We start from the raw sequence: 23,071 nt of genomic DNA, 5'->3' as shown, positions 1-23,071 counted from the left end.
GCTAGGAATGAGCCAGCGATGTGTCAAGGGCTTGCGTCGGCGCAGTCGCAGGAGGCTGTAAGGGGGGCGGCGTACGGCCGCAGGCTGCCGGAATGCCGAACCTGAGCTACGCCGACACTGGAGGCCAGGACCGGGTACTCATCATCTGTCTGTGCGTCATTGCCCCGCGGCCTCGCCGCCGCGGTCATGGGGTCGCGTCGGTGATGAGGTCGCGCTGCATGAGGATGGTGTCCAGCCAACGGCCGTCCTTGTGACCGACGGCAGTCAGTCGGCCCACGTGCTGGAAGCCGAAGCGGCGATGCAGGGCGGTGAGGCATCGTCCCCGGTGTCGGCGATCACCGCGATCATCTGGCGCAGGCCGCACCCGGCGGAGGCTTTCACCAGTGCTTCCAGCAGTTTCGTGCCCAGGCCGCGGCCGACGTACTTCGGCGAGAGGTAGACGGCGTCCTCTGCCACGTGCCGGTTGCTGGGCTTGGGGCGCCACGGCGCGGCATAGGAGTAACCCGCCACCTCATCCGCCGCGACCACCACCAGGAAAGGCAGCCCCCGAGCGCCGAGGTCCTCGAACCGTTGCAGCCAACGCTCGGCCGAGGGGGGCTCGACTTCGAATGTAGCCACCGTGTTCAGGACGTAGTGGACATAGATGTCCGCCACCCCGGCCAAGTCCTCCGGCACGTTCTGGCCGGAGGATGACTTCACGATCTGCCACGCGGAACTCTCCTCTCGTCTGTTCAGCGTCGGCTCCGCAGGCAAAGCCGGTCGGAAGCCGCCCCCTCAACAGCTCCCGACGCGACGTAGAGGACGTCCCGCGCCGGCGTTGGCCTGCACGTCCGCGGCGGAGCCGGCCCTCGCGGACAAACTCGCCGAGATCTGTCCCAGCTGGCCTCAGACTGACGTGCCGCAACCGGACGCATCTTGTGCGCAGGACCTGGTGGAGGCGAAAGGGGATCTCTAGTGGACGACGACGCGCACCCGGCCGAGGTTCGCCACCTGGGCGAAGGGGGTTGCGGTGTCGCCTTGCCGTTGCGCCGCCACCCTCAGCACCGGGAAGTACGTGCCCGGCTTGGAGTAGGTGAACGTCTGGCTCACCTCGACGGTTCGGCGAGACAGCCCGAAGGACTTGGGCGTGAAGGTGCCGGTGCCGGCGAAGTCCCATTCCGTCGTCACAATGCGGCCGGCGGCGGGCGGGACCTCGATCCTGGCCTTGAAGGTGACGGACCGGCCGACGGCCACATCGATCCTGTCGGTGCCGTCGACGGTCAGATCGACGACGGGCTGGATTCCCCGGCGAGCCGTGGCATTTCCTGGCACCTCGACCTGGCTGTCCTCCACGGCATAGGGAGTCGAGCGCGCCGGTGCCACACCCTTCTCCACCCAGCTGCTCAGGTCGCGTAGCGCTTGCTGCAGGATGCCGGTGAACTCGACGAGCCGGGCCGCGCGGGCGCCGGTGACGGGGCCTTCGAGGTGGTCGGCGTTGTCGTTGAACCAGAGGCGGAAGCTGTCGTCGTATCCCTCGCCGAGGGCTTCCTTGACCCGCGCGCGGTACCAGTCGGCGGGCCAGGGGTAGGCGTCGGTGTCGAGGAGGTTGGCGACGACGATGACCTTGCCGTTGATCCTGCCCGTGTGCGTGCCGCCGCCGCTGGTGGACGCGGAGATGGCGGGGCCGACTTGGACCTTGCGCTGCGGGTAGAGGGGCTGCCCGTCGGATCCCCGGTACTGGTCCCAGGCGTAGAAGCCGGGACGGGTCGGAACCTGGTAGCGGTGGTAGGCGCGGAAGGCGAGGGACCATCGGTTGCCCATGTGCAGCTTGTCGCCGGTACCGAGGGCGGCCAGCACCCCGGCGTTGTTCCCGCTGTCGAGGGTGAGGACCCGCGTGGTCGGGTCGAATGAACCCGACAGCGTTCCGATGACCGTCGTGCCGTCGCTTTCGTAGGCGCTGAAATCCAGTCCCGTTGTGTCCGGCTGGGACGGCGCGGTGTCGAGGACAAGGCTCGTCGGCTTGTTCTGGGTGTCCCGGTTGATCTGCTTGACCGTGGTCTGATGGTCGATTCGCGCGGCACGGATCAGATCGCCGAGGGGCGACTGCTCGGTGCCGAGGTAGCCCGGCGTGCCCCAGAAATCGTCCGCGTAGGTGGGATCCATACTGCGCACGAGGGCCGTGAACCCGAGGAGGCCGTCGGGGGCGGTCAGCCCCAGCACGTAGCGATAGTCCTCCCAGGCCCGGAGCGGAACACCCATTCGCGTGGCTTCTCGCAGCATGGCCCGCTCCACCTGGTTGAGGTGTGCGTACGGGTCGCCGCTGCCCCCGGGTGCCACCGAGTCGGCGATCAGAGGTGCCTTGTCGCGCAGGACGAGCCGGGCCAGGGCGCGGACGGTGAAGCTATTGGGGACGGCGGCCGGCGTGCCGGGGATGAAGGGCACCGCGCCGTCCCACACGCCCGAGGTGTTCTCGATGGCGCCGATGGTCTGGTAGGAGCCTCCGCTGCCGCCGTAGACGTAGCCGTGGATACGTCGCTTCGAGCCGTAGTACCGCGCCGCGTACGTCCGGGAGAACTTGGCCGTGGCCGCGTCCACGCGGTAGCCGATGCCGCCGTTCGTCTGCACGACGTAGGCGCCGCTGTCCACTCCGAAGGCGATGTCCTCGGCGGCTGGGTTCTCGTCCTGCAGCGGATACACCTTGTGGAAGAAGCGGCCCTGCCACTGCCGCTTCAAGGGGAGGCAGAGGGTGAACTTCTTGTCAGTGCCCGCGAAGTGGCCCGAGACCTTGCGGTGCGGCACCGGTGTGGTGAGGTTCGCCTCGCTGTCGATCACAGGTTGGTTGTACAGGGGGTCGTCGCAGTCGGGTGTGACCCATATCGGCCCGCCGGTGACGCGCGCCGTGCACTGCGGCCGGGATGCGGCCGCGGCGCTGGGGACCTGGATCGACGACGCGCCCAGCACCACCACGGCGCCGGCTGTCGCGTTGCGGACGAAATGGCGTCTTGACCATGCCCCTGCCGGGGAACCGTGCGACCTGTCGTCACCGGCCGTTCCGTGTGTCTTCATGAGTTCCCCTTGAGGTCGGAAAGCTCTGCGGTGTCGAGTTGCAGCCGCTTGGCGCGCCGGATGCGTTGTTTCTTCGGATCCGCGACGGGAGCCGCCATCTGCAACCTGCGGGTGTAGGGGTGCTGTGGGTTCGTCGCGACGTCGTGTGCCTTGCCGATCTCCGCGATGCGCCCCTGGTGGAGGACGGCGATCCGGTCGCTCACCTCGTTCACGACGCCCAGGTCGTGGCTGATGAACAGGTAGGCCACGCCCGTCCGGCGCTGGATGTCCTGCAGGAGCGTGAGGACGCGGGCCTGAGTGGTCACGTCCAGAGCGCTGGTGGGTTCGTCGCAGATGATGACCGAGGGATCGAGGGCGAGCGCGCGAGCGATCGCGATCCGTTGCCGCTGCCCGCCGGAGAACTCCCGCGGATACCTCCCGCCGGAGTCGGCCGGAAGACCGACGGCGTCCAGCAGTTCCCGTACGCGGGTTCGGCCGGCCTCGGCCCCGGCTGCGACGAGGGGTTCGACGAGGATGTCCTCGACCTGCATGGACGGGTTGAGTGACGAGTAGGGGTCCTGGAAGATGACCTGGATGTCGCGGGCGACCTTGCGTCGGCGGGCCCGGGAGATGTTGCTGATGGTCTCGCCGCGGAAGGTGATCGAGCCTGCCGTGACCGGCGCGAGTCCGAGGACCGCACGGCCGATGGTCGTCTTGCCCGAACCGGACTCGCCGACCAGGCTCAGTGTCTCCCCGGCGCGCAGATCGAAGGAGACGTCGTCGATCACCGTAGTCCCGGCACTCTTCCGGCTGCCGTAGCGGACGACGAGGTTGTCGACCTTCAGTACCGGCTCTGGCACCTCATACCTCCGCGATCTCGACACGGCGTGCCGACGAGAGCAGTTCCCGGGTGTAGTCCTCGGCAGGGGACTCGAAGAGCGCGGCCACGTCGCTGCGTTCCACGATGCGGCCGTCCCGCATGACGCTGACCGTGTCGCAGATGTCCGCGACGACACCGAGGTTGTGGGTCACGAGGATCACGGCGAGACCGCGTTCGTCGCGCAGTTCGCGCAGCAGCTCCAGTACCTCGGCCTGCACGGTCACATCCAGGGCCGTGGTGGGCTCGTCGGCCACGATCAGGTCGGGGTTCGAGGCCACCGCGCCGCAGATGAGCACGCGCTGTGCCATGCCGCCGGAGATCTCGTGCGGATACTGGCGGAAGACCCGTTCGGGATCCTTGATGCCGACCCGTGCGAGCAGTCTCAGCAGCTCCCTTTCCGCTTCCTGCTTGGACATCTTCTTCACCGCGCGCAGGCCGTGGGTGAGTTGCGCGCCGACCGTGAAGCAGGGGTCGAGGTTCGACATGGGTTCCTGCGGCACGTAGGCGATGCGCCGGCCGCGTGCCGCGCGCAGCTGCTGGTCGTCGGCCAGCAGGTCCTTGCCGTCCAGCACGATGCTGCCGCCGAGGACGACCGCCTCGCGGGGCAGGATGCCCAGGGTCGAGAAGGCGATCTGGGACTTGCCGGAGCCTGACTCGCCCACCAGGCCGTGGATCTCGCCCCGCCGTACGTCCAGGTCGACGCCGTGCACGACCTCGCGGACGCTGTTCTCGCCGTCCGGGTAGCCGATGCGCAGGCCGCGGATCGACAGGACCGCTTCGGCCGGTGCGGCTGCGGGGTCTGTGGTGGTCGACTGGCGTTGCTCCTGTGCCTGCCGGGTCAGTTCGCGGCGCCGGCGCGGGGACAGCGTCCTGCTGTGGGCCGACGACTGGAGCACATCGCGCAGGGCGTTGCCGAGCAGGACGAGCGCCAGGACGGTCAGACTGATGAGGAGGGCCGGCCACAGGACACCGGCCTTGTTGTTGTAGATGTTGCCGAACGCCTCCTGCAGGACGCCGCCCCAGGATGCCTTGGCGGGGTTGCTCAGACCGAGGAAGCCCAGGCCGGCTTCCATCGCGATCCCGGCCGCGAGGACGAACGAACTCTGGATGACGACGGGCGCGCGAACGGCCCACAGTACGTGGCGGCCGACGATCCTCCGATCGGAGAGCCCGACCACCTTGGCCGCGTCCACATACAGCTCGCTGCGGACTCCGAGGACGACGGACCGGACCAGCCGGAAGTACGACGGTGCCACGATGAGGCCGTAGACGGCCATGGCCGCGACGATGTTCGACCCGGTCCGGGCATACAGCGCGATGAGCAGGATGACGCCGGGCGTCGACATGACGACGTCGGAAACCCAGTTCAACACCGCGTCGACCCTGCCGCGGTAGAAGCCGGCAGCGAGGCCGCTGGTCACTCCGAGTACGACGGAGACGACGAGTACCACCACACAGGCGAGCAGCGTCTGGCGGGCTCCCCACATCAGCCGGGACAGGATGTCCCGCCCCGTCGAGTCCGCCCCGAGGAGGTGCCCGGAACTGAACGGGGACGCGTCCACGGCGCTGAGGTCTGTCACGTTCGGGCCGTGCGGGGCCAGCCAGGAGCAGGACAGGCCCAGGAACACCACAAAGAGCAGGAAGACCAGGCAGACCGCGCCCTGCGGATTGGTGAGCAGTCGCCGGAAGAGAGACCGCCTCTTCGCGGCCGCCTGCACAAGAACGGCCGTCTCCAGCGGGGGTGTCGTGGTCATCGCGTCCTCGCTTTCGGGTTGACCGCTGCCGTGACGAGGTCGCCCAGCAGGTTGACGACGAGCACGACCACGATCGTCACCAGCACGCACCCCATCACCAGCGGCACGTCTCCCTTCTGCGCCGAGGTGTTGCTCAGGTCGCCCAGGCCAGGCAGAGCGAACACCTGCTCGATGACCACCGCCCCGCCGATGAGGCCGAGGGTCTGCAGGCTCAGGGCGGTGAGACCGGGACCGGCGGCATTGCGCAGCACATGCCGGAAGACGACCTGCGATTCCGGGATCCCCCGCGCTCGCAGCGTCCGTACGAAGTCCTGGGAGAGCGTGTCCAGGACCGCTCCGCGGAACTGCGCGGCGGCGTTGGCGATGGATCCCACAAGGAGGGCGATGACCGGGAGGGTGACCGACTTGAGCCATCCACTGAGGCTCTGGTCCGGTGAGACGTACCCCGTCGCCGGGAGCAGCCGGACCGAGACGGCGAAGGCGAAGACGAGCCCGATCGCGATGATGAAGGCCGGCACGGCCGCTCCCAGCACGGACAGGAACTGCACCATCCGGTCCAACCACCCGCCGCGGACGGCGGCGGCGACGCCCAGGAGGACGCTCGCCACCGCTGTCAGCAGGAGCGACAGGACGATCAGGGTGAGGGTCACCGGTACCCGGGAGGAGAGGGCCGAGGTCACGGACTGGCCCGTGAAGAACGAGTCGCCGAGGTTGCCCGTGACGACGCCCTTGAGCCAATCGCCGTACTGCACCAGGAGCGGCTTGTCCAGACCGAGTCTGACCACCTCCGCCCGGACGTCGGCCTCGCTGGCCCTCGTGCCCAGGACACCCCGCGCGATCCCCGGCCCGTTGCCGTACATCAGGACGAACGTCGCGAAGCTGACCACGAGCAGCACCGTCAGTGAGCGGACCAGCTTCTTCACCACAGAACCCAACACCTGTCACTCCAATCGTTCATGCGTGGGGCTACTGGAAGTCCCACAGGAGCGGGTGCAGGCCGGACGGGTCGGTGGACTTCCGGACCTTGAGCTTGGAGTTGTAGGCGTAGATGGTGCCCGTGGACACCATCGGGACGAACCAGGCCTGGTCGACGACGTAGCGGTTGATGGCCTGCTGATCCTTGGCCGACTGCTGCGGGTTGTCGGTCAGGATCTTTTCCCAGAGCCCGGCCACTGTCGGATCGGTCTGGTGCATGACGTTCCAGATGCCGTCGGGCAGGATGTAGTCGGCGATGTCCAGCCGCGACTCGCCGTAGTTCCCGAGCACCCACATGGGGATGGGGTACTTGCCGCTGAGCAGTTCACTGATGGCGTTCGGGCCGGACAGGGTGACCTGCTTGACCTTGATGTTCAGCAGGCCCAGCTGCTGCTTGACGACCGGCATCAACGCGTCCAGGTTCTGCCCCTGCAGGTACGGGATCTCGATGCTGAAGCCGTTCGCATATCCCGCCTTCTTCATCAGGGCCTTCGCGGCCTCGACGTCGTAGGGGTAGGGGTCCTTGAGGTCCTTGATGTACGCCGCGGAGCCGGGACGGAAGATCTGCGGGGTCGGGGTGGCCAGCCCTCGGAAGAGGTTCTTCGCCATGGCGTCCTTGTCGAACACCATGTTCATCGCGCGGCGGACGTCCACGTTGCCCAGAGCGGGGATCTTCTTGCCCAGGTGGTCGGTCAGCAGGAGCCGGGCCACCTCGCTCGGCTGCATCTGGATCTTCAGTCCGGATGACTTGGCCTGGCTGTACGTCGCCTGCGTGATGAGGGAGCCGTCGATCTGCCCGGTCTTGAGCGCGTTGATCGTCGCTGTCTCGCTGGTGATGACCTTCAGCACGAGCTTCTTGTACGGGAACGACTTGGCGTCCCAGTACGCGTCGTTCTTGACGAAGGTGTAGACCGAGCCACCGGTCGTCGCCGATGCGTCGAGGGTGTACGGGCCCGAGCCGACCGGAGCCTTGTTCCGGTTGCCCGAGGCCAGGTACTTCGGACTGGCTATCGCGAGGTCGCACAGACGTGCGGTGAGCAGCGGGTTCGGCTTCGTGGAGATCACGGCGGTCAGCTTGTCCGGCGTGGAGACCTTCATGCCGGCGAAGCGGGCTGTGCTGGCGCCGTGTGTCGCCGCGTACTCGACCGACGCCTTGACCGCCGCCGAATTGACCGGGGTTCCGTCGGAGAACTTCATGCCCGGACGTAGGTGCATCGTCACGCCGGTGTTGTCCGACTTGAATTTCCAGGTCTTCGCGGCGGCAGGCTGGGGCTTGCCCTGAGCGTCACACCGGAAGGGCTTGTCGTACACCGCCGAGGCGCCCCAACCCTGGTAGCTGGGCTGGTTGACCGGGTCCCAGCCCTGGATGTCCTGGGTCATGCCGAGCGTGAGTGTGCCCTTGCCGCCGGCGTTCCCCGAGGTGGAACTCGCGTCGGTACAGCCGCTCAGGGCGACGAGTGCGGCCAGGGCTGTGGTCATCGTGACTGCCGTGGCGGCAGGTCGGGTGGTGCGCCGCATTATGGACTCCTTCGGACGCGAATGAAGTTGCGGCCTGTTTACATGCGGGCCGACGCAGATCTGTCCAGCGCTCGGTGAGAGACAGTGCGAACTGGACGACGTGATGTGTACAACGTTCTACGCGGCAAGGTACGGAGACGGCCAGAACGAGTCAAGAGATCGCGCCAACCCCGCCGTGTAACAGTTCGGCAACGCGCCGGTAGCGCGATCTTCACTCTCCGGTGCCACACCACTTACTACCAGCCAAGTCTCGCCCTGATCGACTTTTCCGGCGCCTGCGACAGCGGGCGCGGGGCGATGTGTCGCGGGTCGCGGCAGTCCACCGGGTCAGCGAGAAGAGTGCACCGATGCACAAGGCGAGGGGAGATGTGCAGACAGGAACACGGGACGCGCTAGGAGCGCGCCGCTCGTGCGGCACGGTCGCGCGCCGGAGCCGCGCTCGTCCCGCGGGGCACGAGCCGGGGCGCCACGACGTAGTGGACCGGCTGGGTGCGGCCATTGAGCCGCTCCAGGAGAAGCCGTGTGCTCATTTGGCCCGTGAGGTGGCCCGACTGGTCCACCGTCGTGAGCGAGACCCGGCCGATCGAGGAGGCGTTGACGTTGTCGTAGCCGGTCACCGTCAAATCTTCCGGTACCCGCAGACCGCGTTCCTCCGCTGCCCGCAGGGCGCCCAGCGCAGCGATGTCGGCGCCCGCGAAGATCGCGGTCGGCGGTGTCGGCCTGGACAGTGCCTCGGTGGCGGCCCGGTAGCCGCCCTCCTCCGTGTAGCTCGTCTCGATGACGTCAGGCTCGAGGCCGTGGCGCTGCATGGCCCTGATGTACCCGTCGCACCGTGCGGTGTGCGCGAGGACATGCGGGCGTTCCAGGACCCCCGTCGGATGGGTGGTGTGTGCGATGCGCCGGTGGCCGAGACTCACCAGGTGGTCGACCATGAGGCGCGCACCCCCCTGGTCGTCGTCGACAACGGTGTCGAAGGAGGTGGCGCCACCATGGCGCGCGACCACCACCGTGGGCAGACTCGCCCCGAGCCGTTCGAGCCAGGCCGTGCTCATCTCCGGCGCGATGATGACGAGGCCGTCGACCTGGCGGTCGACGAGGGCCTCGATGCTGCGTTGCTGGCGCTCGGCCGCGAGGCCGCCGGTGATGAGTATCTCCTGGTAGGGCGTCGGCTCCAGTTCGTCCGTGACACCCTCGACGATCTCGGGCTGGAAGGGATGGGACAGCGCCACGAGCATGACTCCGACGGTGTAGGAGCGGCCCCGCATGGCGCGCGCGCCGGCCTGCGGCCGGTAGCCCAGCTTCTCGATCGCCGCGGTGACCTTGATCCGCATCTCCGGGCTGACGCCGTAGGCGTCGCGCAGCACCTTGGACACGGCCGACACCGACACCTGCGCTTCCCGGGCCACGTCCTGGATCGTCACGCGGCGCACTCCGGAGGACTGCGCGGTGCCATCGCCGCGCGAGCGGACAGGCCGCTTGTCTCCGTTGCGTGAAGCCGTCATGCCGCCCCGCAGATCGGCGTCAGCAGCGCTGTTGTCCATTCGCGCCATGCTACAAGCGCCCGTTCCGATCGGTACCCCATGGATCGGTCCCTTCCGTTGCCTTGACATGAATTCAGGCAGCTCCCTACGCTCCCTGACGTAGAACGTTACACAACGCCGGCCCCCTCAGGTGGTTCCTTCCCCTGTGTGTGAGGGCGTTCCTGAGCGGAGCCACACAATGCCCGCCTCGGGCCCGGTCACCCAATGCTCGATGAGTCTGGAGACTTACATGGTCGTGGCTGCCGCTCCCTGCGCCCCCCGGTTCGAGCACCTCACCGATCCCTCACCGGTCCGCGGTGTCGGCACGGGCTCTCCCCGTCTGTCGTGGTCGGTCCCGCAGGCGGACGCGGACTACCGCCAGACCGCCTACGAGATCGAGGTCCTGCGGGGCGGCACCACCGAGACGTTCCGGGCCGACAGCTCCGAGCAGATCCTGGTGCCCTGGCCGGCGCGGCCGCTGGCCTCCCGGGAGTACGCCGCCGTGCGGGTCCGCGTCGCCTGCCGGGACCGGTGGAGCGAATGGAGCGAACGAGCTGTCGTGGAGGCCGGCCTCCTTGACGCGGCCGACTGGACGGCGGACTTCATCAGTCCGGTCGGCATCGCCGGCACGCGTATGCCCGCTCCGGTGCTGAGCGGATCGCTCGAGGTGCCGGGCGAGGTGCGCACAGCCCGCCTCTACGCCACCGCGCACGGCCTGTACGTCGCCACGCTCAACGGCCGGCGCGTCGGCGACCTGGTGCTCGCCCCGGGCTGGACGGCCTACGAGCACCGGCTGCGCTACCAGACGTACGACGTGACGGAACTGGTCCGCAGCGGGGAGAACGTGCTGGAGGTCCTGCTCGGCAACGGCTGGTACCGGGGCCGACTGGGCTTCAACGGCGAGCGTGCCCTGTACGGCGACCGGCTGGCCCTGCTGGCCCAGCTGGAGGTCACCACCACCGACGGACAGGTCCATGTGCTCGCCACGGACGGCACATGGACGGCTCGGGAGAGCGAGGTCCTCGCCGACGACCTCTACGACGGCCAGCGCACCGACCTGCGTCGCCGCGGCCCCGGCTGGCGCCCGGCAGCCGGCGCGGTCGAGGTGGTGGCGGGCGACCTCACCCGCCTCGTTGCCCCGGAAGGACCGCCCGTCCGGGTCAGCTGCGTCCTTCCGGCCGAGAAGGTGTGGATGTCACCGTCGGGCCGGACTCTGGTCGACTTCGGACAGAACGCCGTGGGATGGGTACGGCTGCGGGTGCGCGGCCTGGCATCCGGCGCCGAGGTCGTCGTCCGCCATGCTGAGGTCCTGGAGGACGGCGAGCTCGGCACTCGTCCGCTGCGCGCGGCCGAAGCCACCGACACGTACCTCGTCGCGGGCACGGGCGAGGAGATCCTCGAACCGTCCCTCACCTTCCACGGCTTCCGCTACGCGGAGATCTCGGGCGTGCCAGGCCTGCGTGCCGAGGACGTCGAGACCGTGGTGATCGGGTCGGACCTGCGCCGCACCGGCTGGTTCGCCTCCTCCCACACACTGCTCAACCGCTTCCACGAGAACGTGGTGTGGGGCATGCGCGGCAACTTCGTCGACGTACCCACCGACTGCCCGCAGCGTGACGAACGCCTCGGCTGGACCGGCGACATCCAGGTGTTCGCCCCGACGGCGACCTTTCTCTTCGACAGCGCGGGGTTCCTCAGGTCGTGGCTGGCGGACCTGGCGGCCGAACAGCAACCCGACGGATCAGTGCCCTACGTCGTACCGGACGTGCTGCGCGACCGCGCGCCGACCGCGGCAGCCTGGGGCGACGCCGCGACGATCGTGCCCTGGGCGCTGTATCAGCGCACAGGCGACCGTCAAGTCCTGGAGCGGCAGTGGCCGAGCATGCGCGCCTGGGTCGACCGGCTCGCGGACCTCGCCGGCCCGGACCGGCTGTGGTCGGGCGGCTTCCAGTTCGGCGACTGGCTCGACCCCACGGCTCCACCGGAGGCCCCCTCCCGGGCCAAGGCCGACCCCGACGTGGTGGCCACCGCGCACTTCGCACGCTCCGCGGAAATCGTGGCCGAGGCCGCGCGAGTGCTGGGGCGCGAGAACGAGGCCGAGCGGTACGGCGCCCTGGCGGCCGAGGTGCGCGCGGCGTTCGCCCGTGCCTACGTCACGCCGGCCGGCCGGGTCCTCTCCGACGCGCAGACGGTCTACGCCCTGGCCATCGAGTGGGCGCTGCTGCCGGGCGCCGAACAGCGCGAGCGGGCCGGCCGGCGCCTGGCGGACCTCGTACGCGCGAGCGGCTTCCGCATCAGCACCGGGTTCGTCGGTACGCCCCTGGTGACCGACGCGCTGACCTCGACCGGACACGCCCAGGTCGCCTACCGGCTGCTGCTGCAGACCGGCTGCCCGTCCTGGCTGTACCCGGTCACCATGGGGGCGACCACCATCTGGGAGCGCTGGGACAGCATGCTCCCCGACGGCAGTATCAACCCCGGTGACATGACGTCGTTCAACCACTACGCGCTCGGCGCCGTCGCGGACTGGCTGCACCGCACCGTCGCCGGCCTCGCACCCGCCGCCCCCGGCTACCGCGAGATCCTCGTCCACCCGCGACCGTCCGCCGACCTCACGTCCGCCTCGGCGCGCCACCTCACCCCCTACGGCGAGGCCGGTGTCGCCTGGGAGCGGGCCGGCGGGACGTTCCGGCTCGATGTCCGCGTTCCGGTGGGGGCCACCGCGCTGGTGCACCTGCCCAGGACGGCCGAGCCAAAGTCCGTCGGCCACGGCGAGCACCACTGGGAGATACCCGATCCGATGGCAGACGGTGCCACCCAGCACGCGACGGCCACCGTCCGGGACGTGCTCGACGACCCGGACACCTGGGCCGCCGTCGTTGCAGCCGCCGTCGAGACAGGCGTCGTTCCCGGAGGGGAGGCGCAGGTCGCCGGCCGGCTCGCCGCGTATCTCGACGCACCCGCCGCCGAACTGGTCCTGGCGCTGACACCGCAGGAGTCGCTGGCGGGCTTGGCCTCCCTGGAGCGACGGCTGGAGGCGATCCTCGGTCTGCGCCCTGCCTGACGGCGCTCCTGCGCGAGCCCCGCCCCCGCATCACCCGACGACCAGGAAAGCAGCCGGTCATGAAACACGGCACCCAGCAGGGCAGCAGTTCGTTCAGGCCCGGCCAGGTGCGCCGCGACATCCCGGCCGGACTCCCGGCAGCTTCCGGGCACCCCACCGCGAGGAACGAACGTTGAGCAAGCCGACCGACAACCACCGTGACCCCCGCCTGCCCGCCGCCACGCGCGCCGAGCTGCTGATGCGGGAGATGACCCTTGAGGAGAAGTGCCACCAGCTCGTCTCCGTCATGCCCTGGACCCTGGTCCGCGCCGACGGGTCGGACTCCGGCGAGCTCGAGGAATGGCTCGGGCACCCGCCGGGCCATGTGGCCGGACTGATCGTCGACACCCCGGCCAAGCTGGCGCACCTGGTCGGCAGCATCCAACGGCAGGCAGTCGAACGCACCCGGCTCGGCATCCCCGTGCTGTTCCACCAGGAGGCCCTCAGCGGCTTCCTGGCCGGCGGCCACATGGCCTTCCCCACCGGTACCGGGCTCGCGGCCACCTGGAGTCCTGACCTCGTCCAGGACATGACCGAGCTGATTCGCGCCCAGATGATCCGCACGGGTGTCCGCCACGCGCTGTCGCCCGTCATGGACGTCGCGCTCGACCCGAGGTGGGGCCGGGTACACGAGACCTACGGAGAGGACCCCTACCTGTCCGCCGCCCTCAGCGTCGCGTTCACCCGCGGCCTGCAGGGCGACGACCTCGCCCGGGGCGTCATCGCGACCGGCAAGCACTTCCTCGGGTACGCCCTGCCGATCGGCGGTTCCAACACGTCGGCGTACGAGGGAGGCGCGCGCTGGACCCGGGACCTGTTCGCCTACCCGTTCGAGGCCGCGATCCAGCTCGCCGGCCTGCGCTCGGTGATGAACTCGTACGCGGACGTGGACGGCGTCCCCGTGGGTGTCTCGCGGGAGGTGCTCACCGACCTGCTGCGCGGGGTCCTCGGGTTCGACGGGTTCATCTCGTCGGACTACACGACCCTGGAACAGGTGGTCGACCGCCAGCGCGTTGCGGCCGACGCAGGAGAGGCGGCGTGCCTCGCGATCTCCGCCGGCCTCGATGTGGAGATGCCCAAGCCGTACGCCTACGGCCAGGTGCTCGCGCAACAGGTCGAGCAGGGCAAGGCGGACGTCCGCAACGTCGACACGAGCGTCCTGCGCGTTCTGAAGGCCAAGTTCGAGCTAGGCCTGTTCGAGAATCCCTATCCGGCCGAGCACATCGACGTGTCCGCGGTCGCGGCGGAGGGCACGGACCTCTCGCATGAGCTGGCCCGGCGCTCCGTGGTGCTCGCCAAGAACGACGGAATCCTCCCCCTGACCTCCGGGACGCTGAACGTCGCCGTGATCGGGCCGCACGCCAATGCGGCCAGACTCCAGTTCCCCACATACACCTATGCCTCATGGCGGGAAGCGACCGACGCCGTCACACGCGGCGAACTCGGCAACATGCTCGGCGCGGAAGACGTCACGACCTCCTGGTACAAGGCGATGTTCGAACCCGTCGGCCCGGAGGCGTTTGTCCACGAACGGTTCGGGGCCCGCTCGATCTCGGAGGAGATCGCCGGATTCGCCCAGCAGGTGCGCAGCGAACAGGGATCCACGCTGACCCGCCCGCTGGAGCAACAAGCCATCGACCGGGCTGTTGACATCGCACGCGAAGCCGACGTGGTAGTGCTCGCCCTCGGCGGCGGAAGTCTGTGGTTCACCGGAGAACGCACCGAGGGCGAGGCCAGCGACACCGCCGACATCTCCCTGCCGGCCGCACAGACCCGTATCGCCGAGGCGGTGGCCGCCACCGGCAAGCGCCTGGTCGTCGTGCTCGTGCAGGGACGTCCGTACGCACTGCCCGAGGTGGTACAGAACGCCTCGGCGATCGTGATGGCGCCCTACGGCGGACCGTTCGGTCCGAAGGCGATCGCAGAGGTCCTCTTCGGCGTCACCAACCCCAGCGGCAAGCTGCCCTACAGCATCCCCCGCCACTCCGGGCAGGTCCCCGTCTACCACCACCAGAAGGCCGGCTCCGGCTACCGCAACCCGCTGCCCCCGAACGTCGCCCGGCACTATCTCGACCTGGAGGCCACACCGTTCCTCCCGTTCGCGCACGGTCTGAGCTACACCGACTTCGACCTCGGCGGCCTGTCCCACGACACCCGGATCGACACCGACGGGACCGCACGGATCACCGTCACTGTCACCAACACCGGCCCGGTGACGGGCGCGACCGTCGTCCAGCTCTACGTCCGGGTCAACACCAAGGGCCTCACCCGGCCCGCCCAGCAGCTGGCCGGCTTCAGCCGCATCGAACTGCCCAGAGGCGCATCCCGCCGGGTCACCTTCCGCCTCGCCGCAGCCCAGCTCGGCTACACCAACCTCGCCCGTGACTTCGCTGTCGAGCCCGCGGGCGTCGACTTCTTCCTCGGCTTCGACTCCGACGACCGGCGGGTCGAAGGAGCCTTCGAGCTGGCGGGCAAGCCCCGTGTCCTCACGAGCGCCGACCGCGCCTTCCTGTCCGACGTGGAGATAGAGAATGTCTGAGCTGCCCAATCCGCTGATCCCGGGCTTCAACCCCGACCCGAGCTGCATCCTTGTCGCCGGGACGTACTACCTGGTCACGTCCACATTCGAGTACCTGCCGGCCCTCCCCGTCTACCGGAGCACGGACTTCGTCGCCTGGGAGCACATCGGCAACGTCGCGACCAGGGAGGAGCAGGTCGGCCTGGCCCAGGCCACCTCGGCGGCCGGCGTGTGGGCTCCGACCATCCGTCACCACGACGGACGGTTCCACGTCATCGTCTCGGTGACCGACAGCCCTCGGGGCTGCGTCGTGTTCACCGCCGACGACCCGGCCGGGCCCTGGAGCGACGGCATCACCCTCGCCGGGATCGCCGGAATCGACCCCGACCTCGCCTGGGACGAGTCCGGCGCCGCCTACGTCACCTACAGTGCCCTGGAGCTGGACGGGGTCGAGCCCGTCGGCTTCCACGGCATCCAGCAAGCACGGGTCGACCTCGACGCGGGCAAGATCCTTGAGGAGCCGCGGCCGATGTGGTCCGGCACCGGGCTGGTCGCGCCCGAGGCCCCTCACCTGTACCGGCGCGACGGCTACTGGTACCTGATCATCGCGGAAGGCGGCACCGGCCAGGGCCACGCCGTGAGCGTCGCGCGCAGTCGCTCCATCGAAGGACCGTATGAGGGTGCGCCCAACAATCCCGTGCTGCGCGAGGCGGGTTGGAACCACCCGGTCGAATGCACGGGCCACGCGGACCTGGTCCGCGGCCCGGACGGCGACGACGTCCTCGTCCTGCTGGGCACACGCCGCGCCGGCCACGGCTCGCCACTCGGCAGGGAGACCTATGTCACCGCCGTGGAGTGGAGCGACGGCTGGCCGCAGCCCGCGCACGTTGACCTCAACCTGCGTCCGGAACCGGTGGAGGAGTACTTCGACTTCGCGGACGGCTCCGGCCTGACCGACCCCGGCTGGCTCGCCGTCGGTCGGCCACCCGCCGAACTCGCCTCTGTCGGCGAGCAGCCCGGTCGGCTCACGATCCGCGCCGCCGACGGCGGTCTCGACGCCTTCCGCCCCGCCTTCGTCGGCCGCCGCCAACGCCACCTGGACAGCCTCTTCGAGACCAGGATCGACCCGGCGAACGGCCGCGGCGGCCTCGGACTGCGCTTCACCGAGGACTTCACCCTCTGCCTCGTCGCAGAGCGGGCCCCGTCGGGAACCGGCACGAGGATCACGGCGCGGGCGAGCATCCCGACCCTCTGCCAGTCCTGGAGCACGGAGGTCGCAGGCGACCAGGTCACGCTTCGCCTGGTCACGCAGGTACCTTCGCGATGCCGAGCGCCATGGTTTCCCCCCGGCGACCGCATCCAGCTGATCGTCGTGGACGACACCGGCGCCGAGACCCAACTGGCCGAAGTGGACGGGCGGTTCTGGTCGGTCGAGACCTCCGCGACGTTCACCGGTCGTGTCACCGGCATATTCGCAGAGGAAGGCACCGTCCACTTCGCCGACTTCCGCTATCGCGGCGAGGGCGGCTCATGACCACCGGGTCCACGGGCACACCCAAGGGAACCACCATGTACGACTCCTTCCGGCCCGGCCAGACGTGGCTGGACACGAACAGCCACCGCATCCACGCACACGGCGGGTCCGTGCTGTTCGAGGGCGGCGTCTACTACTGGTACGGCGAGAACAAGGAGCACTCGAAGCCGGGGAGCGGCATCTGGACCTGGGGCATCCGCTGCTACACGTCGACCGACCTCTACAACTGGCAGGACCGCGGGTTGATCATCCCGCCGGTCCTCGACGACCGCACGTCGCCCCTGCACCCGTCCCAGATGATCGACCGCCCGCACATCATCCACAACCCGCACACGGGAACGTACGTCTGCTGGCTCAAGATCATGGGTGCCGGCGGCGAACAGCTCTGCACGGTTCTGACGGCGGACTCGCTCCTCGGTCCTTACGACATCGTCCGTACGGGGCTCAGCCCGCTCGGCATGTCCGCAGGCGATTTCGACCTGGTCGTCGATCCGGCCGACGGCAAGGCGTACTACTACTTCGAGCGGGTGCACAGCGAGCTGATCTGTGCCGAACTCAACGATGACTACACGGATCTGACGGGGGTGCACTCGACTCACTTCCCCCGCCCGCACCCCCCGCTGGTACGTGAAGCGCCCGCCCACTTTCGGCGCGGGGACAAGCACTACCTGATCACTTCGGGTACGACGTGGTACTTCCCGAACCCGTCGGAAGCGGCTGTGGCCGACACGTACCACGGCCCGTTCACCGTGCTCGGCGACCCGCACCCCACGGACCCGAGCGGCACCTCGTTCCGGTCTCAGATCAGCTCCGTCTTCCAGCACCCAAACCACGACGACCTCTACATCGCGATCGCGGACCGGTGGCTGCTCCAACTGTCGGAGGAGGAGTCGAACTGGGGCGAAGCCTTCCGACGGCACTACTCGGCGAAGGCGGAGGGGCGCGAGGCTCCTTCGCTCGTACTGCCCGAGGCCGATACATCGGTCGCGGACCATGTGTGGCTTCCCATCCGGTTCGACGGTGAGATGCCAGTGATCGAATGGCACGACGAGTGGCGTATCGGGGACGCCAAGTGACGGTCAACTGGATGGACTTGGCCCCCAGGGGCTTGCTCGAAGTCACGGGTGGTTGACGATGCCGACATCCGCCTACCGGGACCTGCTGCGCACGCCGTCGGTGCCCTGGCTGCTCGCGACCTCGGTCATCGGCCGCCTCAACCAGGGCATGACCGGTCTGGCTCTGCTGATGCTCACGACCGAGCATGCGACCTACGCCGTGGCCGGCGTGGTGTCGACGGCCGGTGTGGTGGGAGGCTTCATCGCCGGGCCGGTCCTCAGCCGGTGGGCCGATGCCCGTGGCCGCCGCCGAGTGCTCACCGTCACCGCGGTTTGCAACGCGTTCACCATGGGCGCGCTGGTCCTGGCACCGCCGCAACCGGCCCTGCTGACCGGTCTCTCGTTCCTGTGTGGGCTGTGCACACCTCCGATGACGGCGTCGGTCCGGGCGACGCTGCCTGCCCTGGTCGGTTCGGACCGACGTCGCAGCGTGTTCGCCCTGGAAGCCGCGCTTCAGGAAGTCATCTTCGTCCTCGGCCCGCCGATCGCCGCACTGCTGGCCGCGTTTGGCGGTCCTCGCCTCGCCCTGGGCGTGTGCGGGGCGCTCGTACTCGTCGGAACCCTCGCCTACGCACGCGACCGCAATGTCGACGCCGGCCGCGAGCCTGGCCTTCGTAAGAAGGATCGCCGTGTCCTGCGTGTGACGGGCGTGCCCCGAGTCATCCTGGCCGGCACCCTGCTCTTCGCCGCGCTGGGGTGCCAGGCGCTCGGCGTCATCGCCATGGTGAGCGGCTCCCGGGTGTCCGCGGACGCCGGACTGGTCGTGGCGTGCGGAAGCCTCGGGTCACTGTGCGGCGGCCTGGTCTACGGTTCACTACCGCGTCACCGGGCCGGGCTGCGGCGTCTGATGCTGTACGTGGCGGCCGGTCTGGCCCTGCTTCCCCTGGCGCCCGGCCAAGGGCTGCTGTCTGTGCTGGTGTTCTGCTGGGGGCTGCCCCTCGCTCCGGCGATGTCCGGGCTGTTCGACCGGCTGTCGACGCTCACCCCACGCGAGTCCGCGACGGAGGCGTTCGGCTGGATGAACAGTGCGGTCGCCGCCGGCAATGGTCTCGGGACCGCGCTCAGCGGTTTCCTGATCACCGAGTTCGGCGCCCGTGCCTCGCTGGCGGTGGCATGTGCGGCCGCTCTTCTCGCCGCGCTCGTCTGCGAGCCGTGGCCCGCTCGTACCCCAATGTCCGATCGATCAATGGAGTCTGTCATGCCTTACGGCCCCTCGTCCGTTCTAGGTGAGGTACTGCGCAACAAACAGGCCGAGGCGGTGGTCCGCAAGTACGCGCCCCATCTCGACAAGGAGATCGAGAGCGCCCAGATGCGGTACGGCACGCTCGCGCAGGTGACCACGATGCTGCAGGGGGTACGGACCGATCCCGCGGCCCGCGACGCCCTCTACGCCGAGCTGGCCACCCTCGAAGAGCCGGACGATGAGGCGGCGTCGCCCCGCGATGAGGAGATCATCCCGGCCGCGGACTACGAGTCAGAACACGTGCCCTCCGGCAGCGCCCGGCTGGTCGCCGCCTCGCACGGCACCCTGTGGCGGACCTTCGAGCTGGAACTGCACGGCCCAGCGCACGGCAACCCCTTCACCGACGTCACGCTGCGGGCCGAGTTCCGCAACGGCGACCGCTCGGTGACGGCGCACGGCTTCTACGACGGCGAGGGCATGTACCGCGTCCGGTTCCTGCCGGACGCGGAGGGTGAGTGGTCGTTCCGGACGACCAGCAACGCCCGTTCCCTGGACTCGGTCACCGGCACCTTCCACTGCGGCCCGGCCGACCCCGGTGACCACGGCCCGGTCCGCGTCCACGCGGGCGCCCACTTCCAGCACGCCGACGGCACCCGCTTCCTCCCGCTGGGCACCACCCTGTACGCCTGGACCCACCAGAGTGCGGAGCTGGAGAAGCAGACCCTCGCCACGCTCGCGGGCAGCCCGTTCAGCAAGGTCCGGATGTGCGTCTTCCCGAAGTGGTTCGTCCACAACGAGACCGAGCCGCCCCGCTACCCCTTCGCGGGTTCCGTCGAGGAGGGCTGGGACTTCCAGCGGCCCAACCCCGCGTACTTCCAGCACCTGGAGCAGCAGATCGCCCAGCTCGGCGCCCTCGGCATCCAGGCCGACCTCATCCTCTTGCACCCGTACGACCGCTGGGGCTTCTCCACCATGTCCCCGGCCGAGGACGACCGCTACCTGCGCTACGTGGTCGCCCGGCTCGCCGCCTACCCCAACGTGTGGTGGTCCCTGGCCAACGAATACGACCTGCTGTGGTCCAAGTCGACCGACGACTGGCACCGGATCGCCGCGGTGATCGGCGACCACGACCCGTACGGCCACCTGATGAGCGTGCACAACTGGGTGGAGTTGTGGGACAACGACGTCGACTGGGTCACGCACGCCAGCATCCAGCGCACGCCCGAGGGCACCCGCGAATGGCGCGAGCGCTGGGGCAAGCCCGTCGCCGTCGACGAGCTGGGCTACGAGGGGGACATCGAGTGGGGCTGGGGCAACCTCAACCCTCAGGAGATGGTGCGCCGCTGCTGGGAGGGCGTCGTCCGCGGCGGATACGTCACCCACGGCGAGTGCTTCCTGGCGGACGACGACGTGCTGTGGTGGGCGAAGGGCGGAGTCCTCAAGGGCGAGAGCACGCCCCGGCTGGAGTTCCTGCGGACCATCATGGAGGACATCCCGTCGGACGCGGCGGGCATCGATCCGCTGCCGTCCGACTTCGACGTCCCGGTGGGCGGTGTCGAGGGACGCTACTACCTGGCCTACTGCGGCATCATGCAGCCGCGCCTGCGCACCTTCCATCTTCCCCAGGGAACCCGCTTCCGGGCCGACATCATCGACACCTGGAACATGACCATCGTCGAACTCCCCGACCTCTACGAGGGCACATGCACCGTGTCCCTGCCCGGTCGGCCGTACCTCGCTGTCCGCCTGCGCGCAGTGGAGGGCCGATGACACCCGGGCAGGGAATCGCTTCGGCACGCGTGCTGTTCGGCGCGGCCTACTACCCCGAATACCATCCCGCCGAGCTGAGGAAGACGGATCTCGACCTGATGGCCGAGGCACGCTTCTCCGTCATCCGGGTCGGCGAATCCGTCTGGTCCACCTGGGAGCCCGACGACGGCCACTTCGATCTGGACTGGCTGCAGTCGACGCTCGACGGTGCCCACGAGCGCGGAATCGGCGTCATCCTCGGCACCCCCACGTACGCGGCACCGCCGTGGCTCGTCCGCCTCTATCCGGAGATCGCCGGTGAGTTGGAGAGCGGCCGGCGCATGGGCTGGGGCGCCCGCCAGGAGATGGACTTCACCCACGCGGCGTTCCGCTTCCACGCCGAGCGCGTCATCCGCAAGGTCGTCGCGCGCTACGCCGACCACCCGGCCGTGATCGGATTCCAGGTCGACAACGAGCCGGGCCTGCACCTGCTGCACAACCACGGTGTCTTCCAGCGCTTCGTGAACCGGCTACGCGCACAGTACGGCGACATCGAGAAGCTCAACGAGGAGTGGGGCCTGGTCTACTGGTCGCACCGGCTCACGGACTGGGCCGATCTGTGGACCCCGGACAACAATGCCCAGCCACAGTACGAGCAGGCCTGGCGGCGGTTCCAGGCCGACCAGGTCGGCGAGTTCATCGGCTGGCAGGCCGACATCGTCCGCGAGTACACCCGCCCCGACCAGTTCGTCACCACCTGCATCGACTACAGCCGGCCTGCCGTCGCCGACGACGACCTGACCCGGCGTCTCGACGTCACCGCCGGCAACGCGTACTACGTGATGCAGGACGGTCTGTCCCTGCCGGCGCGGCCCCGGCGCGGCGAGGGGCAGACCTGGACGGCGCAGGATGTCTGGGAGTTCTACCGAACCGCGGACCGGATGTACTCCTCCCGCCAGGAGCCGTTCCTCGTCACCGAGACCAACGCCCAGGCCGTCGGCCCGTCCTGGTTCAACCAGCCCGCCTACGACGGTCAGTGGCGCCAGGCCGCCTGGGCGCTCGTGGCCCGCGGCGCATCGATGATCGAATACTGGCACTGGCGGACGCTGACCTTCGGCGTCGAGACGTACTGGGCGGGTGTGCTGCCGCACAGCGGCCGTCCCGGCCGCACCTATCGAGAGGTCGCCCGCCTCGGCGCCGAGCTGGAGCGCGCAGGGAGTCTGGTGGCCGATCTCGTCCCGGACGCCGACGTCGCGATGCTGTACTCCCACCCCAGCAAGTGGGCCATGACCGCCCAACCGGCGGTGACCGCGCCGGACGGCGATCCGGATCCACGCTCGTACGAGACCATCTTCGGCGCCTTCTACCGGAGCGCGTTCGACGCGGGCCTGCAAACCCGGGTGCTGCACGCCGGGCAGGCCACCGACGAGAATCCGGCTGAGCTGGCCGGGAAGCATCCGGTGCTGGTGGCCGCCGGGCTCTACATCGCCGACGACGCCACACTGGACTGGCTGCACTCGTACGCCGATGCGGGCGGCCATCTGGTCCTCGGTCCGCGCTCGTGCTACGCCGACCACGAGGCTCGTGCCAGGCGCGACATCCAACCCGCCCGTCTCGCGGATGCGGCCGGAGCCTGGTACGACGAATTCTCCACGCTCGACGCCGACTTGGCGGTCCGGGCGGGGGACGATTCGCCCTTGCCGCTGCCCGAGGGCGCGGCCGGCACCCATTGGGCAGACGGACTCCACGCGGACACCGCCACCGTACTCGCCCGCTACGACCACCCGCACTTCGGGCAGTTCGCCGCCATCACCACGAAGGCGCACGGCAAGGGCCGGATCACCTACGTGGGCACCGTCCCCAACGCTGCACTCGGCGCGAGCCTGTTCCGGTGGCTGCTGCCGGACACCGGACCGTGGAGGTCGCTCCCCGCCAGTGTCACCGCCACCGGCGCGACCGCGCAGGACGGCCGTCGGGTCCGTTTCCTGCACAACTGGTCCTGGCAGGAGACGGCGGTTACCGTCCCCGTCCCGGTCAGCGACGTTCTGGACGGAGCCAGTTACGAACCGGCTACCCCGGTGCCACTCGGCCCCTGGGATGTCCGGGTACTACGGGAGACGTGATCACGAAGTCCGCTCGCTCTCCCCGCCCCAGCAGCGAGGATGCGGCCGTGTCGAAGAAGCCTGTGATCGGCCTCA

At 69.2% G+C, this 23,071-nt stretch carries 13 protein-coding genes; 6 read left to right on the top strand and 7 right to left on the bottom strand.

Features of this window, described 5'->3' with window-relative positions; all coding sequences use genetic code 11:
- Nucleotides 1–264 precede the first annotated feature (264 nt).
- The 7 genes from KUM49_RS33585 to KUM49_RS33555 all read right to left on the bottom strand — a co-directional run bounded on the left by KUM49_RS33585 (nt 265) and on the right by KUM49_RS33555 (nt 9,692).
- On the bottom strand, nt 265–654 hold the full coding sequence (locus KUM49_RS33585; RefSeq protein ID WP_308406867.1) for an N-acetyltransferase family protein: 390 nt from the start codon (nt 652–654) through the stop codon (nt 265–267).
- Between the two features lie 297 nt (nt 655–951).
- Nucleotides 952–3,045 carry a PKD domain-containing protein gene (locus tag KUM49_RS33580; protein WP_217240732.1) on the bottom strand — a complete coding sequence of 698 codons (2,094 nt, stop codon included), beginning with the start codon at nt 3,043–3,045 and terminating at the stop codon, nt 952–954.
- The gene (locus KUM49_RS33575; RefSeq protein ID WP_217240731.1) at nt 3,042–3,884 is read right to left on the bottom strand and encodes an ABC transporter ATP-binding protein; all 843 of its coding nucleotides are present in this window, start codon (nt 3,882–3,884) and stop codon (nt 3,042–3,044) included. The genes KUM49_RS33580 and KUM49_RS33575 overlap by 4 nt, the downstream gene beginning before the upstream one ends.
- A gap of 1 nt (nt 3,885) precedes the next feature.
- Nucleotides 3,886–5,658 carry a dipeptide/oligopeptide/nickel ABC transporter permease/ATP-binding protein gene (locus KUM49_RS33570; RefSeq protein WP_217240730.1) on the bottom strand — a complete coding sequence of 591 codons (1,773 nt, stop codon included), beginning with the start codon at nt 5,656–5,658 and terminating at the stop codon, nt 3,886–3,888.
- Nucleotides 5,655–6,581 (bottom strand): ABC transporter permease, encoded by a 927-nt coding sequence (locus KUM49_RS33565; protein WP_308406866.1) that lies wholly within the window; start codon nt 6,579–6,581, stop codon nt 5,655–5,657. The genes KUM49_RS33570 and KUM49_RS33565 overlap by 4 nt, the downstream gene beginning before the upstream one ends.
- Nucleotides 6,582–6,624: 43 nt before the next feature.
- A complete protein-coding gene (locus tag KUM49_RS33560) occupies nt 6,625–8,151 on the bottom strand; it encodes an ABC transporter substrate-binding protein (protein WP_254402188.1) in 1,527 nt (508 codons plus the stop codon).
- Between the two features lie 392 nt (nt 8,152–8,543).
- Nucleotides 8,544–9,692 (bottom strand): LacI family DNA-binding transcriptional regulator, encoded by a 1,149-nt coding sequence (locus KUM49_RS33555; RefSeq protein WP_254402187.1) that lies wholly within the window; start codon nt 9,690–9,692, stop codon nt 8,544–8,546.
- Nucleotides 9,693–9,903: 211 nt separating this feature from the next.
- On the opposite strand from KUM49_RS33555, the gene KUM49_RS33550 reads away from it, so the two are divergent.
- The 6 genes from KUM49_RS33550 to KUM49_RS33525 all read left to right on the top strand — a co-directional run bounded on the left by KUM49_RS33550 (nt 9,904) and on the right by KUM49_RS33525 (nt 22,996).
- Entirely contained in the window at nt 9,904–12,735 is a 2,832-nt protein-coding gene (locus KUM49_RS33550) for a glycoside hydrolase family 78 protein (RefSeq protein ID WP_254402186.1), read from the top strand.
- 172 nt (nt 12,736–12,907) lie between these two features.
- Entirely contained in the window at nt 12,908–15,313 is a 2,406-nt protein-coding gene (locus KUM49_RS33545) for a glycoside hydrolase family 3 N-terminal domain-containing protein (RefSeq protein ID WP_254402185.1), read from the top strand.
- Nucleotides 15,306–16,826, top strand: a complete 1,521-nt coding sequence (locus KUM49_RS33540; RefSeq protein WP_217240729.1) for a glycoside hydrolase family 43 protein — start codon at nt 15,306–15,308, stop codon at nt 16,824–16,826. The genes KUM49_RS33545 and KUM49_RS33540 overlap by 8 nt, the downstream gene beginning before the upstream one ends.
- Nucleotides 16,823–17,902, top strand: coding sequence for a family 43 glycosylhydrolase (locus KUM49_RS33535; protein WP_254402184.1), 1,080 nt, complete (start codon nt 16,823–16,825; stop codon nt 17,900–17,902). The genes KUM49_RS33540 and KUM49_RS33535 overlap by 4 nt, the downstream gene beginning before the upstream one ends.
- A gap of 58 nt (nt 17,903–17,960) precedes the next feature.
- Complete coding sequence (locus KUM49_RS33530; protein WP_217240728.1) at nt 17,961–20,894, top strand: MFS transporter; 2,934 nt, start codon at nt 17,961–17,963, stop codon at nt 20,892–20,894.
- Nucleotides 20,891–22,996, top strand: coding sequence for a beta-galactosidase (locus KUM49_RS33525; RefSeq protein WP_217240727.1), 2,106 nt, complete (start codon nt 20,891–20,893; stop codon nt 22,994–22,996). The genes KUM49_RS33530 and KUM49_RS33525 overlap by 4 nt, the downstream gene beginning before the upstream one ends.
- Nucleotides 22,997–23,071: the final 75 nt, after the last annotated feature.

It is taken from the genome of Streptomyces sp. AC555_RSS877 (genome assembly GCF_019049245.1).
Taxonomy (GTDB): Bacteria; Actinomycetota; Actinomycetes; order Streptomycetales; family Streptomycetaceae; genus Streptomyces.
Note: the sequence above shows the minus strand (reverse complement) of the source record. Positions and strands in the feature narration are given on the sequence as shown.

What these genes read in the sequence shown, in the direction of transcription:
- KUM49_RS33580 (WP_217240732.1), bottom strand. Translation starts at nt 3,045, where the DNA reads ATGAAGACACACGGAACGGCCGGTGACGACAGGTCGCACGGTTCCCCG.
- KUM49_RS33570 (WP_217240730.1), bottom strand. Translation starts at nt 5,658, where the DNA reads ATGACCACGACACCCCCGCTGGAGACGGCCGTTCTTGTGCAGGCGGCC.
- KUM49_RS33560 (WP_254402188.1), bottom strand. Translation starts at nt 8,151, where the DNA reads ATGCGGCGCACCACCCGACCTGCCGCCACGGCAGTCACGATGACCACA.
- KUM49_RS33555 (WP_254402187.1), bottom strand. Translation starts at nt 9,692, where the DNA reads ATGGACAACAGCGCTGCTGACGCCGATCTGCGGGGCGGCATGACGGCT.
- KUM49_RS33550 (WP_254402186.1), top strand. Translation starts at nt 9,904, where the DNA reads ATGAGTCTGGAGACTTACATGGTCGTGGCTGCCGCTCCCTGCGCCCCC.
- KUM49_RS33540 (WP_217240729.1), top strand. Translation starts at nt 15,306, where the DNA reads ATGTCTGAGCTGCCCAATCCGCTGATCCCGGGCTTCAACCCCGACCCG.
- KUM49_RS33535 (WP_254402184.1), top strand. Translation starts at nt 16,823, where the DNA reads ATGACCACCGGGTCCACGGGCACACCCAAGGGAACCACCATGTACGAC.
- KUM49_RS33530 (WP_217240728.1), top strand. Translation starts at nt 17,961, where the DNA reads ATGCCGACATCCGCCTACCGGGACCTGCTGCGCACGCCGTCGGTGCCC.
- KUM49_RS33525 (WP_217240727.1), top strand. Translation starts at nt 20,891, where the DNA reads ATGACACCCGGGCAGGGAATCGCTTCGGCACGCGTGCTGTTCGGCGCG.